At 43.7% G+C, this 15,870-nt stretch carries 10 protein-coding genes and 1 pseudogene; 9 read left to right on the top strand and 2 right to left on the bottom strand.

Features of this window, described 5'->3' with window-relative positions:
- The 4 genes and pseudogenes from LC653_RS11710 to LC653_RS11725 all read left to right on the top strand — a co-directional run.
- Positions 1–215: pseudogene (locus LC653_RS11710) on the top strand (photosystem II D2 protein (photosystem q(a) protein)); the annotation flags it as partial.
- Positions 199–1,590 carry a photosystem II reaction center protein CP43 gene (gene psbC, locus LC653_RS11715; RefSeq protein ID WP_229494641.1) on the top strand — a complete coding sequence of 464 codons (1,392 nt, stop codon included), beginning with the start codon at positions 199–201 and terminating at the stop codon, positions 1,588–1,590. The pseudogene LC653_RS11710 and the gene psbC, both read left to right, overlap by 17 nt.
- Before the next feature lie 129 nt (positions 1,591–1,719).
- Entirely contained in the window at positions 1,720–1,905 is a 186-nt protein-coding gene (locus LC653_RS11720; protein WP_229494642.1) for a PCP reductase family protein, read from the top strand.
- A gap of 177 nt (positions 1,906–2,082) precedes the next feature.
- Positions 2,083–3,783 carry a hypothetical protein gene (locus LC653_RS11725; RefSeq protein WP_229494643.1) on the top strand — a complete coding sequence of 567 codons (1,701 nt, stop codon included), beginning with the start codon at positions 2,083–2,085 and terminating at the stop codon, positions 3,781–3,783.
- A 52-nt stretch (positions 3,784–3,835) separates the two neighbouring features.
- On the opposite strand, the gene LC653_RS11730 is transcribed toward LC653_RS11725, so the two are convergent.
- Positions 3,836–4,672 (bottom strand): SWIM zinc finger family protein, encoded by an 837-nt coding sequence (locus LC653_RS11730; RefSeq protein ID WP_229494644.1) that lies wholly within the window; start codon positions 4,670–4,672, stop codon positions 3,836–3,838.
- Positions 4,673–4,770: 98 nt separating this feature from the next.
- Positions 4,771–9,543, bottom strand: coding sequence for a sll1366 family intein-prone helicase (locus LC653_RS11735; protein WP_229494645.1), 4,773 nt, complete (start codon positions 9,541–9,543; stop codon positions 4,771–4,773).
- A 144-nt stretch (positions 9,544–9,687) separates the two neighbouring features.
- Between LC653_RS11735 and LC653_RS11740 the strand changes: the two genes are divergently transcribed.
- From LC653_RS11740 to LC653_RS11760, 5 genes are all read left to right on the top strand, one after another.
- The gene (locus LC653_RS11740; RefSeq protein WP_229494646.1) at positions 9,688–10,233 is read left to right on the top strand and encodes a GNAT family N-acetyltransferase; all 546 of its coding nucleotides are present in this window, start codon (positions 9,688–9,690) and stop codon (positions 10,231–10,233) included.
- Positions 10,234–10,392: 159 nt separating this feature from the next.
- On the top strand, positions 10,393–12,549 hold the full coding sequence (locus LC653_RS11745; protein ID WP_229494647.1) for a polyribonucleotide nucleotidyltransferase: 2,157 nt from the start codon (positions 10,393–10,395) through the stop codon (positions 12,547–12,549).
- 340 nt (positions 12,550–12,889) lie between these two features.
- Entirely contained in the window at positions 12,890–14,251 is a 1,362-nt protein-coding gene (ovoA, locus tag LC653_RS11750; protein ID WP_229494648.1) for a 5-histidylcysteine sulfoxide synthase, read from the top strand.
- Positions 14,252–14,253: 2 nt separating this feature from the next.
- Positions 14,254–14,748, top strand: a complete 495-nt coding sequence (locus LC653_RS11755; protein ID WP_229494649.1) for a DUF427 domain-containing protein — start codon at positions 14,254–14,256, stop codon at positions 14,746–14,748.
- 581 nt (positions 14,749–15,329) lie between these two features.
- Positions 15,330–15,815, top strand: a complete 486-nt coding sequence (locus LC653_RS11760; protein ID WP_229494650.1) for an FG-GAP repeat domain-containing protein — start codon at positions 15,330–15,332, stop codon at positions 15,813–15,815.
- Positions 15,816–15,870 lie beyond the last annotated feature (55 nt).

The following is a 15,870-nucleotide window of genomic DNA, read 5'->3' on the forward strand; positions in this document are numbered from 1 at the left end:
CAGCTGTCGGCATCGTCGGTTTAGCACTCAACCTGCGGGCTTATGATTTCGTCTCCCAAGAATTACGGGCGGCGGAAGACCCAGAGTTTGAAACCTTCTATACCAAAAACATTTTGCTGAATGAGGGTATCCGCGCTTGGATGGCTCCTCAAGATCAACCCCACGAACAATTTGTATTCCCTGAGGAGGTATTACCACGTGGTAACGCTCTCTAATAGACCAAATATATTAGGCGGCACTGGACGCGACCAAGAATCCACTGGCTTTGCCTGGTGGTCTGGTAACGCACGTTTAATCAATCTATCTGGCAAACTACTGGGCGCTCACGTTGCCCATGCTGGTTTGATTGTATTCTGGGCTGGAGCGATGACTTTGTTTGAAGTCGCTCACTTCGTTCCTGAAAAGCCCATGTACGAGCAGGGCTTGATCCTGTTACCTCACCTTGCTACCCAAGGTTGGGGTGTTGGTGCTGGTGGTGAAGTTATCGACACCTTCCCCTACTTTGTTGTTGGGGTACTCCACCTAATTTCCTCAGCCGTCCTTGGCTTTGGCGGTATCTATCATGCCGTTCGTGGTCCAGAAACCTTAGAAGAATACTCTTCTTTCTTTGGTTACGACTGGAAAGACAAGAACAAGATGACCAACATCATCGGGTTCCACCTGATTATTTTGGGAGTCGGTGCGCTGCTGTTGGTGCTAAAGGCAATGTTCTTTGGTGGTTTGTATGACACCTGGGCACCAGGCGGTGGTGATGTTCGGATTATTACCAATCCGACATTGAACCCAGCAGTTATCTTCGGTTATATAATCAAGTCTCCCTTCGGTGGGGAAGGCTGGATTGTCAGCGTCGATAACTTGGAAGATGTGGTCGGTGGTCACATTTGGATTGCCTTTATCTGTATTGCTGGCGGTATTTTCCACATCCTTACCAAGCCTTTTGCTTGGTCACGCCGTGCATCCATCTGGTCTGGTGAGGCTTACCTCTCCTACAGCTTGGGCGCTCTCTCACTGATGGGCTTCATTGCCTCGATCTTTGTTTGGTTCAACAACACCGTTTATCCCAGCGAATTCTTCGGCCCTACTGGACCAGAAGCTTCTCAAGCTCAGGCTTTGACCTTCTTGATTCGTGACCAACGCTTGGGTGCTAACGTTGGTTCTGCCCAAGGCCCCACAGGTCTAGGTAAATACCTAATGCGCTCTCCAACTGGTGAAATCATCTTCGGTGGTGAAACCATGCGCTTCTGGGATTTCCGTGGCCCTTGGTTGGAGCCTCTACGTGGCCCCAATGGTCTTGACCTGGAAAAAATCAAGAACGATATTCAGCCTTGGCAAGCTCGTCGCGCTGCTGAATACATGACCCATGCTCCTCTGGGTTCTTTGAACTCCGTGGGTGGTGTGGCTACTGAAATTAACTCCTTCAACTACGTATCTCCTCGCGCTTGGTTGGCGACTTCTCACTTCGTACTAGGATTCTTCTTCCTAGTTGGTCACTTGTGGCACGCTGGTCGCGCACGGGCTGCGGCTGGTGGTTTTGAGAAAGGAATTAACCGTGATACTGAGCCAGTGATGTTCATGGACGACCTAGATTAGGTTGTAAAGTTTCTTTCATAACTGATAATTAAATCATTTAGAGGCTCTTGCATAAAAGCAAGGGCTTTTTTTATAAGAAAATTAATAATCTATTGATTAACTGAGTGACTTACCAAGATAATTAATAATATGAGCGATTCCAATTTTATTGATGCTTTGCGATGGACAGATGAAGCTAAGGAAAAATTGCAAAATATTCCCTTTTTTGTCCGCGCTCAAGCTAGAGCCAGAATTGAACAACTGGCTCGTGAAGCAAACCAAGAGATTGTAACAGCCGATTTGGTAGAACAGGCTAGGCTTGAGTTTGGACAATAAAACATTCTGGAGGTCGTAACAATGACAGTCGCCAAAAATCCAGCAGACCGAGTAATGCTTTACAAGAGGTAATAGGTTAGTTGAAGAAAAGTAGTTGTCGCCGTCAAAAGTCAGAGCCAAGCGACAATCCAAATGAGCGAACTGACCATACTAATCTAAATTTAGAGGATTTTGATTATGCCTAGATTTACGGTTCCACCCAATTTCACAGGCACTGCTGGTTCCGATACTTTAATTGGGGAAGATTTAAATAAATTTCCAGCAATTGGGATTGATATTTTAACTGGAGGTTTCATTGATACAGGCTTAGGAAAGGACACCATTAAAGGCATCGGTACTGGCGGTAAAGGCGGTGATGGTGCTATCGGTAAGAACCTCAATGGCAGCGAAAGCGGTGCTGGAATCGGCATCAGCAATAATGGCAATCTGAATGCTGGGCCCTGCGACGACGCTATCATTGGCAAGGGTATTGGGGGTCGTGGAGGCAACGGTGCGGAAGAGGCTTCTGGCACTGCTGGCGGCGGTGGCGGTGCAGGGACAGGCATCAGTAACATTGGCATCCTTAATACTGGGTTGGGCAATGACACTATCATCGGCAATGGCACTGGCAGCAAGGGCGGCGGCGGTGACGGCGGCGGTGGCGGTGCAGGGACAGGCATCAGTAACAGTGGCAAACTGAATGCAGGAGACGGAAATGACACGATCACTGGTACTGGCACTGGCAGCAATGGCGAAAGTGGCTACGGTGGCGGCCGTGGTGCTACTGGAACAGGCATCAGTAACAGTGGCAAACTGAATGCAGGGGACGGAAATGACACGATCACTGGTACTGGTCAGGGCGGCACTGGTGGTGGCGGTCGCGCCAGCGGCAACGGCGGATTTGGGATAGGTATCAGCAACACTGGGCAACTGGATACCGGAGACGGAAATGACACGATCACTGGCATCGGTATCGGCGGCATTGCCGGCAACGGACTTGGACCCGGCGATAACGGTGCAGGGACTGGCATCAGCAATAATGGCAATCTCAATACTGGGGACGGAAATGACACTATCACTGGCACGGGTACTGGTGGTGAAGGTGGTATCGGCGGTACTGGAACTGGTATCAGTAACAGTAAGAAACTGGATACCGGAGACGGAGAAGACACGATCATAGGCACTGGCACAGGTACTGGCGGCATAAACAGTGATGGAACTGGCATCCAGAACATGAAAGGTGCCACCATCACCACAGGGCAGGGCAACGACACAATTACTGGTTCTGGCAACGGTTCAGCCTACAACCTCATCGCCTATGGCATCTCCAACGACGGAGTAATTGATACTGGAAATGGTTGTGACATTCTTACCGGACAGGCTACAGCAAAAATTGGTGCTATTGACGACCCTTTAGCCTACAGCGACCTCATGGTTATAGGCATCTCCAACGACGGAGTAATTGATACTGGGAATGGTTGTGACATTCTTACCGGACAGGCTACAGCAAAAATTGGTGGTACTGCCTATGGTATTTATGGACAAGGAACGATCCGGACTGGTGATGGCAATGACAAAATTACAGCCACCAGTACCATCAATGAAGTTCAACAAAAAGTTACTATTGGTGGCGGTATCGGTATTGATCTAGGTACTGGAAATGACTACTTCAAAGGGTTTGGTACTGGGACTGTGGATGGTGGAAAAGGTTTTGACACCTTAGACCTCAGTGCTTTCAATCGCTCTGAACTCACTTTTTCTGGTGTAATTTCGGGCAATGCCCTAAACCCAGCTAACATCAGCTTCAATAACAATGGAGATGTTATTACACTCTCTACTACGGGCTTTGAGAATTTTATCTTCGCAGATGGCTCTTTGTGCTACAGCACTTTGGTCTGAAACTAAAATTACAACAATCTCACGAAAAATAATTACGAATTACGAATTAATATCAACTTCCTCCCACATTCATTGCTGCTAAAAAAGCCTTCTGGCTCACGTCTCTGTAAACTGTATTTAAATACTTCATTACTACATCACTGGAAGTTGAATTTACTGCATTTTCCTCTTCCTTCGCTAGGGGAATTGCTCCTAATACATCTAATACCATCTCATTAGTGGACGGTGCAATCACTACTAATGATGACTCTAGTGGCTCATTGTATTGCCAGAAAGAGTCAATTTTTACTGAGTATTTGTTATTAGGAATTGACTGTTGAATATCGGGCGTTTCTGTGGTATTAGGTTTAATCTTGGCACTACGTAATTGACGTAAATCGCTGATAATTTGCTCTTTGGTGCGTCCGCGTAATTGAAATAATACAAAGGGGTCTTCACTGAAGCGATCGCCTAACTGATAGTATAGGGCACCAATGTGTTTACAGGGATTTGCTTTATCAGGACAAGAGCATTTACTCTGGACATCAGCAAGGGTAAATGGAAATATCGAAAGACCATTAGCCGTGAATACTTCTTCTATATTTTGTGGCATTTCTCCTGCTAGTAGCTTGGCAGCAAAAATTGCCTTTTGGGACATGCTTTCAATTACATAACTCCACTGTTCATCACTAAAAGGTTCAAGGGAAAGGGAAACTTTATAAGGTTCAACTTCACTACCTTGCACCCTAGCCAATACTTTCGCACCTTTAAATTGTATGCTCAGAACATTTCCTTGACGGGCATAGTTTCTAGCACGTTCTAAACGCTTTTTAAAACGATAGGAATCTAGCAAATCTAGCCATTGTTGTGACCACCATTCTCGACTTGCTTGTAATGTGTAATTAGTCATAATTAATTTAAAAACTTAGTAGTGTGCCACACTAATTTTGAGGGTTTGTAGTGAGGAATTTAGCGTTTAAATCAAGGACTAAAGTCCTTACTACGAACTTATTCTGCATCATCGTCAATTACTGCACTGCGGTCAAGTATTAGTAAGTTGCGAAGTTGGTCTGTATCCAGCTCTGTCAACCATTCTTCACCAGCACCCACAACTTGTTCGGCTAGTTGTTTTTTACTTTCAATCATGTCATGAATTTTTTCTTCTAAAGTGCCTGTACAAACAAATTTATGTACTTGGACATTCCGGGTTTGACCAATCCGAAATACTCTGTCTGTTGCTTGATTTTCAACGGCTGGATTCCACCATCTATCAAAATGGAATACATGATTTGCTCGTGTTAAATTTAGTCCTACTCCACCCGCTTTCAGAGAAAGAATCATAATCGGTGGCCCTTGGGGGTCGTGTTGGAAACGGTCGATCATTTCCTCACGTTGTTTTTTGCTAGTGCTGCCATATAAAAAGAATATTTCTCGCCCAAGCTGTTTTTCTAAATAGGGTTTAAGTAACTTACCCCACTCAGCGAATTGTGTAAAGATCAAAGCTCTATCGCCTTCAGATAAAACTTCTTCTAACATTTCTTCTAGCCGCAGAAGTTTGGCTGAATTATGTTGCTCTAATGTCGCCTGTTTCAAGTATTGTGCTGGGTGATTGCAGATTTGTTTGAGTTTGATTAGTAAAGCCAAAATCATCCCCCGGCGTTGCAATCCTTCAGCAGATTCTATGTCTACTAAAGATTGTTCTACGACTTGTTGATAAAGTGCAGCTTGTTCACCAGTTAGACCACAAAATACGGCCATTTCTTGCTTGTCTGGCAAGTCTTGAATGATGTCGCGATCGCTTTTCAATCGCCGCAGTATAAATGGTTGCACTAATGAACGTAATTGAGTTAAAGAAGCACTATCACCATACTTTTCAATTGGCATGGCAAACCGACGCTGAAAAAATTGCTTATTGCCTAAATACCCAGGATTGAGAAAATCCAAAATAGACCAGAGTTCTTGCAGTCTATTTTCTACTGGTGTCCCCGTTAATGCAATCCGAAATGTCGCTTCTAATTGCCGCACTGCTTTTGACTGCTTCGCCTCTGGATTTTTTACATTCTGGGCTTCATCTAAAACTATTATCTGCCAAGAGACACTTTCCAATGACTTGATATCTCGATGAAGAAGTGAGTAGCTGGTGACGATTAAATCATGTTTTTTTACTGCTTCTAAAAATGCTTTCCCTTTTGGGCGTTTGTCGCCGTGATATTGCAAAATTTTCAGGCTAGGTGCAAATTTATTGACTTCCCTTTCCCAGTTGCCTAAAACAGAAGTTGGACAAACCAATAGAGTTGGATTTTCTAGTGCATCTTGTTCTTTCAAGTGGAGAAGGAAGGCAATGAATTGGACAGTGTTATGGCAAATAATATTGTTAGCAACGAAATTATGATGTTTATTAACTTCAAAGTCGTAAACCCACCCTTCGTACTCCACATCCTCAATAGCCTCAATCCGACAATAAAATACCTCTTGGTCGAGAAGACATTGCAAAGACTGCCTTGTTAAACTCAATTGTTCTACATCTAGGTTGCCATAGGCTGACAAAGTTTGAGTTGTCCACTTGGAAGGTTTTAGCAGTTGATACTGCTTTTGAGCTTCTCCACTAATCATGCGGCTCATCCCAGCTATTACTCGCTGTAAACTATCTCTAGAAAATTGCTGTGAGCCATTAATGTAAACAGTGTTGTGCATCCCAAAATGCCGCAACGGGAGTCCTGTTGTTATGACTGTTTGGGCAACCATATCAGAAGCAGGAATTCCTTGAATATTTGTGTTACTGACCAGTTGACAAATTTGTTCTAATTTCTGCTGTTTTTCTGAGTTATTAAAACCAATTTCTTGCAGAAATCTGCGGGCAGAATTTCCTCCAATCACACCGATATAGTAGGTGCGAAAAGTACGAGTTCCATTAGTGGCACACTTCAGTTTGGGCGATATTCGCAACCAAATGCCGAAACGACGCAACAGTGCAGAAAGTTGCTGAATCAGTAAAGCTGAAGCTGTAGCAATCTCAATACTCCCCATGCTCAAAACAACAGCAGATTCAGCATCGAAATAGTTTTGTAAAAATATCCGCACACTATCCAAGTCTGCTTGCATAATAAAGGGCGGAATAGATTTTTCTGCCGAGAGCTTACCCCAAACATAACCTTTAGCTTCTAAGAATTGCCGATAGGCTTGGCTGTTAACTCGAAGATCAGAAACTCTGTTAGGGAAGTTAGAGATATTAGGGCTGTTAATTTTGAGGTTATAACGGTTTTGAATACGTTGGCAAGTCTGGAGTAGATCCTCTAGGACTCTGGTATCTTTTTGGGATATTGTGATTCCCACATCGGGTAGTTCATGCCCTTCGGCAATCTGCCAAGCGAGAAACTTGACTAAATCATGGTCTTGTGGTTTTCCATTCCAAAGCGTTTTACTTGGTACACAAACGTAATCGCCCACCTGTAAGTTATTTGTCCAACCTTTACTTGTCAGCAGCTTGTGACGATGAGTGATAGTGATACTATTACCGTCTTCTAGCGTGATTTTTTGTAATTTCTCGCGGACTTGCTGTCGATACAACCGTCTGACATTCGCTTGGACAATTTTGCCAGTTTTTTCATCTATGGAATTAACTAGTAATTGTTCTGTGGGTTTAGCCCAAAATCCTTCGCCGTCAAACTCTGTTTCTCCAGCGTGAGTTGTCCAGATTGTCTCGGCTGTGCGTAACAGTCCATTTACATTTACTAGGGTATCATTTGCTACGCATTTACCTAATCCCATATCGTCGGCGAGACACGCACCCAAGCCCCAACGTTCCAAGAAGGACAGCCAAGCAGCACCACGTTCTTGATAAGGTCGCAACTGTCCTTTAAAGCCTGTTGGTGTGGGTAAAGGTTCAAGCGCCTGATTATTTGTTAACGCCCCAATCAACTCTTGCAATGCCCCAGATGCCTCAAAGCTGACCACTGGTAACTTTTCAATTACCTGGGTATCCCCTGTACTGAAACGCAAGGCATCTTCCAAGGAAAGCGCCATTTGGTCTTTGCGAGTGGTAAAAAAAGTTTGGGCTGTTTTGATGTCTTGGGGTCGCAATTCCACCCACTCGCCGTTAATTTCTACTAGCGGACTATTTAAAGCCACAAGTTTATCAAACTCAGCTTTGGAAATAGTTTGTCCACCAATTGCCAATTGCCATTGGAAATTCAGTAGACTTTGCAACCCTAAACGTCCCTGCTTTTTCTTTGGGGTTTCTGCAGTAATTTTTAAACCCAAACGATTTGCCCATCCTTCACGGTTCGCTAAACTGGGAGGCAAAATTACTCCCAAACCACTGTCTTCTAACCTCCAAGCTACAGCTTTGATAAACTCATAAGCTTGCATGGGGGTGATACGAGAAGATTGGGGATATTCGGTTTCAAAACTGGGTGCGTAGGCGCTTTGCGCCTTGTCGCCAGACATCGCTGGATATAATCTGGAAGCTACCCCCAAACCTCGCAAAAATGTTTCTTGTGGTTGCTCAATTGTTCGATTTTCATAAACCAATCGTTCAACTGGATTGTTCCAAATAGTTGCCGCATCCACCAAAAACTCAGGATCGTCAGCCGCTTGCAGCAAATACGCCAATGTCCAATCTGTTTCGCCAGACTCTGGAGAACGCAGTTGAAAACAAGTACGAAATAGAGTTTTAAGAGTTAATTGGTATTGTAACGGCATAGTCCAAGCCTTCAGTGCCGCTTCCAACCGTTCCACTTCAATTGCATCTGCATTGACTGTATCAGATGCACTGGTTAAAGCTTGCAACCACTGACGCACCGCAGCTGGTAAAGATGCGTAGGCGTAGCCCGTCGTAGACATCGCTTTGGCTTCCATTGGAGGTTGGGAACCTACCATCCCTCGCACTTGGGCATCTATCGTACTGTTGAGAAATCCCAGTAATAATTCTTGAGGTTCGCCTGGAAAGTCTACATAGATTGGGCATTGGGCATGATTATTTTCCTTGTCCCCTTGTCCCCTAATCCCCTTGTCCCCCTCGTCTCCCCCCACTCCCCACTCCCCACTCCCCACTCCCTCTTGATAAGTACGACAAACCAACGGCATATCCGCAGAAAATTTTTCTAGGCGAGTTCCATCTACAGCACTGTCTAGAAGTACTTGCCATTTAGCAGCAAATACACCGTCTGATTGTCGCCCAATTGTTGGTAAAAACTTACACCGCGAGATTAAATCTAAACTCCACCGGGCAACCTGCGACCAAAAACGTAAATCTCCTCCTAAAAAGGCATCTTCCCCTTTAGCAGCATTTAGGGGAATAGCAGCGAGAAATTTTACTGCTTCGCTGGGGTTAAGACAAAAACCCTCAACTCGCCACGGTTGTAAATATTGCGGGGAGTCTGTGTCTAGCCCCAAGCTGGCAGAATGTACAGGGAAAATCGCTGCTGTTCCTTCGCCACTGCCCTCTGGGATATAAGTTGGTAGGGCAATGATTTGCGAATGCGTTGGTAAACTGATCTCAGTGACACTGGCGGCTTTCCGTGTTCGCCCAGTAGTAGCCATCGCAACTTGAGGTTGCTGGATGAAGTTGGTAATTGCCATGTTCTGCGAATCGCCAAAGGCGACGCTTCGCGAACGCAACCACTCACTCAACTCAACCGATGTCATTGCCAATGGATGTAGTGGTATATCTCCAGATCCATTAGGCTCGAAATTCACTCGTGGCGATCGCCAAGTTTCCCCCCAAATAAATAAACAACCATTTTGATTTTTTAGTAACCAATTACAGTGTAAAATCGCCATTTGCTCACTACTCAGATTTCCCAAAGTTAAAGAATCTAAACTGCAATTATTCTACTTTTTGCATCTTATTAATAAAATTATTGACCCAATATCGCATATAATTAATAATATTTAAACAATTATTTTTCCTAAAAATTCTTAATAATGATTTTTCCCCTAATTAAAGTTTTAAACAATGGGATAATAGTTGAACTAGATTATATGCATCCTCAAGAACAGGAGGTTGTAAGAGCATTACTCAATGTTGTAATTTTTGAAGGTAAAACTTATCCCCAAAGGCAACCTCTATCTCAGGCAGGATTTTCAGCTTACTGGTTGAGTAAGGATGCCTTTGTTGTCAGGACATCTGGTCAGGATGCTACACACAAACCAAAAGAAATATTAGGGGCGTTTTATTTAAAACCAAACTTCCCGGGTCGGTGTTGCCATATTTGCAACGCTGGTTTTATTGTACAACCTGGGTTACGTGGTCAGGGGATCGGGCGGTTCATGGGAGAGGCTATGCTCTTAATAGCAGCAAACCTGGGCTATGAAGCAGTAATGTTCAATTTGGTCTTTGAAACTAATATACCTTCAATTACACTTTGGCAGTCGTTAGGATTTGAGATCATTGGGCGCATTCCGCGTGCGGCGAAGCTGGAAAATGACCAGATGGCAGACGCGCTAATGTTTTATCGCACTTTACCTTAAAAGATGCCTTTTGCAGCCTTAACTGTTGACTGATGAGTGTTAACCGTCAACAGTCATCAGTCAACAGTTATCTTTGTATGTACTAGAAGTCAGTCATAGTGCATAAATGTTAGGATTGCCACAGAAAGAGAATAGCGAAAGAGAAGGAAAAAAAACTGAATGGCAGAAGTTGATAAGTCAATATCCTTCGATGGAAGGGATATTCGACTGAAAGTAGGCCTACTAGCTCCCCAGGCTGGTGGGTCGGTTTTGATAGAATCAGGGGACACATCCGTTTTAGTGACGGCTACGCGATCGCAAGCCAGAGAAGGCATTGATTTTCTTCCCCTTACAGTAGATTATGAAGAAAGGCTATATGCCGCTGGTAGGATTCCCGGAGGGATCATGCGCCGAGAAGGTCGTCCACCAGAAAAAACAATTCTCACCAGCCGTCTTATAGACCGCCCCATGCGTCCCCTGTTCCCCTCATGGCTACGGGATGACCTGCAAATTATTGCCTTAACGCTGTCGATGGACGAGTTAGTACCACCCGATGTGTTAGCTGTTACAGGTGCTTCCATCGCTACCCTAATTGCCCAAATTCCTTTTAATGGGCCAATGGCAGCAGTGCGGGTTGGTTTAGTGGGAGATGATTTTATCATTAACCCTACATACGCAGAAATTGAAGCCGGAGACTTGGATCTAGTAGTAGCAGGTTCACCACATGGCGTAATCATGGTGGAGGCGGGAGCCAATCAATTGCCAGAGCGAGATATTATCGAGGCGATTGACTTTGGTTATGAAGCAGTACGGGACTTAATCAAAGCGCAGCAAGATTTAGTAGCAGAACTGGGTCTAGTAATAGTGCAAGAAGCACCACCAGAAGCAGACCAAACGCTAGAAAATTATATCCGCGATCGCGCTAGTGGCCAGATTAAGAAAATCCTGTCACAATTTAATTTTACCAAACCCGAACGCGATGCCGCTTTAGATGTCGTCAAGGATGAAATTGCCACGACGATCACCCAACTGCCAGAAGAAGATCCAATTCGAGTTGCCGCAACTGCAAATAGCAAGGCACTTGGTAACACTTTTAAAGATATTACCAAATACTTCATGCGGCGGCAAATCGTTGAAGATAACGTTCGCGTTGATGGTCGTAAACTTGATGAAGTGCGACCTGTTTCTTGTTTAGTTGATGTTTTACCAAAGCGAGTCCACGGGAGCGGTTTATTTAACCGGGAACTAACTCAGGTATTATCCGCTTGTACTCTGGGTACACCTGGGGATGCCCAAAACCTCAACGATGACATGCAGCTAGATCAACACAAGCGTTATCTGCATCATTACAACTTCCCGCCGTTCTCAGTCGGGGAAACCAAGCCAATGCGGGCCCCAGGAAGGCGTGAAATTGGTCACGGCGCATTAGCAGAACGAGCGCTACTACCTGTGCTACCGTCAAAAGAACAATTTCCCTACGTGATTCGCATTGTCTCGGAAGTACTTTCCTCCAACGGTTCCACTTCAATGGGTTCAGTGTGCGGTTCCACCCTAGCCCTGATGGATGCTGGTGTACCAATTATCAAACCCGTCAGTGGCGCAGCAATGGGTCTGATTAAGGAAGGGGACGAAGTGCGAGTCCTCACCGATATTCAGGGCATTGAAGACTTTTTGGGCGACATGGACTTCAAAGTTGCCGGTACAGATACTGGGATAACCGCCTTGCAAATGGATATGAAAATCTCCGGTTTGTCGTTGGAGGTTATTGCCCAAGCCGTCCACCAAGCCAAAGCAGCCCGGTTGCACATTCTGGAGAAAATGCTCGCCTGCATTGACACGCCACGGACTGAAACCTCACCTTATGCCCCACGTCTGTTAACAATCAAGATTGATTCAGACATGATTGGTCTGGTCATCGGGCCTGGAGGTAAGACGATTAAGGGGATCACAGAGGAAACTGGTGCAAAAATTGACATCGAAGATGATGGCACTGTGACAATTTCTGCTGTGGATGAGAACAAGGCCAAGAGAGCCAGAAATATCATCCAAGGCATGACCCGCAAGTTACACGAAGGGGATGTCTACGCAGGACGCATCACTCGGATTATACCGATAGGTGCATTTGTGGAATTTCTGCCTGGAAAAGAAGGGATGATCCACATCTCACAACTAGCTGACTACCGCGTTGGCAAAGTTGAGGATGAAGTAGCAGTGGGCGATGAAGTGATTATCAAAGTGCGCGAAATTGATAACAAAGGTCGGATTAATCTCACTCGCTTGGGTATCCACCCAGATCAAGCAACAGCAGCACGGGAAGCTGCGGCGGTGAATCGGTAACGATTTGGGATTTTAGATTAGATAAAATCTAAAATCCGCGATGCCTACTGTGAAGGCATCGCCGTATGCTTCTCTAATTAGTTGCAATCTTAACTTGATAGCAATAAGACAGTTAATAAATGTTTTAACCTCGCCTATACTTGTTCAACGTTAATACATTATTTATATTATTTTGACAAGCCGTAATTAGAGTAATTTTAACTACACTTTTTATCTATTTACAAATTGAGTAAATTGTCTGATCATAACGACACAAGACAAAATGTAATGAACAACACTTTTTTTTGTAAGAAGTCGTAGTTTATGTAATTTGTGCTAGGAATGCTCTGTCAAAAATATCATGGCTTTAGTTCTAACCATAAATAAACTGACATCAACTCAAGTCCCCACACTCAATGATTGCAGTTCACAAAACCTGCTCAATTACTTTGAGAATTCTTGGGAACTTGAAGAAACACTCATGAAAAGTTTGGTTGAGAAAGAAACTTTTTATTTTAACCCCGATCCTTTAAGAAACCGGATAATTTTTTATCTTGGTCACTCAGCTGTTTTTTTTATCAATAAGTTAATTGGCGTTGGTTTAATCAAAGCTGGAATTAATTCACAATACGAAACCCTATTTGAAGTCGGAGTTGATCCACAAACACCGACAGAACTCGACGCAGCTATGCAAGGAGTTAGCTGGCCTGATGTAGAAAAAGTTTGGCAATATCGAGACAAGGCGCGAGAAGCGATCGCAAAAGTTATTCAAAATACTCCCCTGGATCTCCCGATTCATCAACAGCATCCCTTCTGGGCTTTGCTGATGGGAATAGAACATAGTCGGATTCACTTTGAAACCTCTTCGATGCTGGTGCGTCAATTGCCTACTGATCGCCTAAAACGTCCCCAAGGCTGGAATTACGCACCTAGTAAGGGTAAAATTCCCAACAATGAAATGCGCCGGGTTCCAAGTGGTGTAGTGAAATTAGGAAAACCCAAGGATGATCTTACTTATGGTTGGGATAGCGAATATGGCGATCGCACTGTTGAAGTGAAACCGTTTTTAGCTAGTCAATATCTCATCACTAACGGCGAATATCTGAAATTTGTTCAAGCTGGTGGTTACAATAATCCAGATTACTGGAATGCTGAATCTTGGGATTGGAAGCAACTCTACAACGTCCAACATCCGAAATTCTGGATACCCTTCCAGGATGGTTATCGCTATCGAGCCACATTCGACGAAATAGACTTACCCCTAGACTGGCCTGTAGAAGTCAATTACTACGAAGCGATCGCATTTTGTCGTTCTCAAGGCTCAGAAATTCGCTTGATGACTGAAGCCGAATGGAATCAAGCCTTACTTACCTCTGAGGATAAGCACTTATCAACTAAGTATAATCTCAACTTACAATTCATTTCCCCCAGCCCTGTGGGAATGTTCAAACCAGCTAATACCGCCTCTGGACTTTACGATCTTAGAGGAAACCTCTGGGAATGGTTGGGGGACACATTCAACGCCCTACCAGGATTTCAACCTCATCCGCTTTACGAAGATCAAGCAGCACCCTTTTTTGATGGTAAACATCAGATGATGCTTGGCGGTTCTTGGGCTACTAATGGTTCAATGGCATTACCAACCTATCGCAACTGGTTTCGTCCCTACTTTTATCAACACGCTGGTTTTAGAATTGCTCAAGATTTGAAAGGAGATTGTTGAGAATGCGACCAAATCCAATCGTACCAGAACCCGGTCAAGAATCAGTTTGGGATTATCCCCGTCCGGCTCGCTTAGAAGATAGCAACAAATCAATTCGGATAATTTGTAATGGTATTGTTTTAGCAGAAACAACTAAAGCTAAAAGAGTCTTAGAAACTAGCCATCCTCCGGTTTATTACCTTCCTTCAGAAGACATTAAACTAGAATATCTGATAGAAACACCTAAAAAAACTTGGTGTGAATGGAAAGGTAAATGTCAATATTATGATATCAGCATCGGTGATAAGTATATAAATAACGCTGCTTGGCGATATATTGAACCCACACCTGATTTTGTAACAATTCAAGAATACTATGCTTTTTACCCTAGTTTAATGGATGCTTGCTATGTAAATGATCAGCTAGTTATGTCTCAACCTGGCGATTTCTACGGGGGATGGATTACTGCTGATATTGTCGGGCCATTTAAAGGTAGCCCAGGAACAATGGGGTGGTAATTTATGAAAATACAACTTATTAAAATAGATGAGTTGACAATTCATGAACATCATCTAGTTAAGAATGATTAAAAGCTCTAATAATCATCAAGTAACTATGTATTATAAAGTTGCTAATTGACAACGAGTAATACCAATTCACGAAAATCCTGATACATATAGATTTCTCGTAGGGGCATGGCATTGCCCATTGGTGTCAACTTAAGCTAAAAATAGCAAAACTTTCGGCTTGACTCAACTGCCTAGAACTAAAGTTCTTTGGCTTTTAGCTAAAGTCTACTGAAGTAGACTAAAGATTTTTGGCTATATTTAGTCATCAACAGAAGACTTTCGCTAAAAGCCAAGGAACTTCAGTTCCTTGCGGGACATAGCTTTTACGTTAAGTTTACACCTATGGGCAAAGACAAGCCCCTACCAGCGTATTTGTATCATAAAGTGAAATGGTATAAGTCTAAAAACACAAACACAATAAAGGTTAAAGCAGAGATTTTGATACTAAGGTTACAGATACAGATTCGGGTGTACCAAGGTAATTCCAGCCTCAAGCAAGATATTTAAACACTACACAGGGGAATACTTCCATGAAAGTTGGTTATAGATTATTAATGATGGCTTTAACTGTCCCGTTCTTGATTGGGATATCAAATTTTAAAGCAAAAGCTCAAATTACTACTCAACAATGGGGGTTAACTGGTGATATTCCAGCCCCTGGCGATTATGATGGTGATGGGAAAAATGATTTCGCTGTCTGGCGACCCAATAATGGTACTTGGTATGTAATTAAAAGCTCTACAGGTCAAATTACTACTCAACAATGGGGGCTAACTGGTGATATTCCAGCCCCTGGCGATTATGATGGTGATGGGAAAAATGATTTCGCTGTCTGGCGACCCAATAATGGTACTTGGTATGTAATTAAAAGCTCTACAGGTCAAATTGTTACTCAACAATGGGGATTAACTGGTGATATTCCAGCCCCTGGCGATTATAGTGGTGATAGGAAAAATGATTTCGCTGTCTGGCGACCCAATAATGGTACTTGGTATATATTTACGAATTTACAATGATAAATCCACAATCAACAAGGAAAACTGCACTTGTTTTTTAACGTAAATTTCCCAG

The organism is Nostoc mirabile CHAB5784 (genome assembly GCF_020829645.1).
In the GTDB taxonomy this organism is placed as follows: domain Bacteria; phylum Cyanobacteriota; class Cyanobacteriia; order Cyanobacteriales; family Nostocaceae; genus Nostoc; species Nostoc mirabile.

Bases quoted from the DNA above. Each gene is read 5' to 3' on its own strand.
- LC653_RS11720 (WP_229494642.1), top strand. From the start codon at position 1,720: ATGAGCGATTCCAATTTTATTGATGCTTTGCGATGGACAGATGAAGCT.
- LC653_RS11725 (WP_229494643.1), top strand. From the start codon at position 2,083: ATGCCTAGATTTACGGTTCCACCCAATTTCACAGGCACTGCTGGTTCC.
- LC653_RS11730 (WP_229494644.1), bottom strand. From the start codon at position 4,672: ATGACTAATTACACATTACAAGCAAGTCGAGAATGGTGGTCACAACAA.
- LC653_RS11735 (WP_229494645.1), bottom strand. From the start codon at position 9,543: ATGGCGATTTTACACTGTAATTGGTTACTAAAAAATCAAAATGGTTGT.
- LC653_RS11740 (WP_229494646.1), top strand. From the start codon at position 9,688: ATGATTTTTCCCCTAATTAAAGTTTTAAACAATGGGATAATAGTTGAA.
- LC653_RS11745 (WP_229494647.1), top strand. From the start codon at position 10,393: ATGGCAGAAGTTGATAAGTCAATATCCTTCGATGGAAGGGATATTCGA.
- ovoA (WP_229494648.1), top strand. From the start codon at position 12,890: ATGGCTTTAGTTCTAACCATAAATAAACTGACATCAACTCAAGTCCCC.
- LC653_RS11755 (WP_229494649.1), top strand. From the start codon at position 14,254: ATGCGACCAAATCCAATCGTACCAGAACCCGGTCAAGAATCAGTTTGG.
- LC653_RS11760 (WP_229494650.1), top strand. From the start codon at position 15,330: ATGAAAGTTGGTTATAGATTATTAATGATGGCTTTAACTGTCCCGTTC.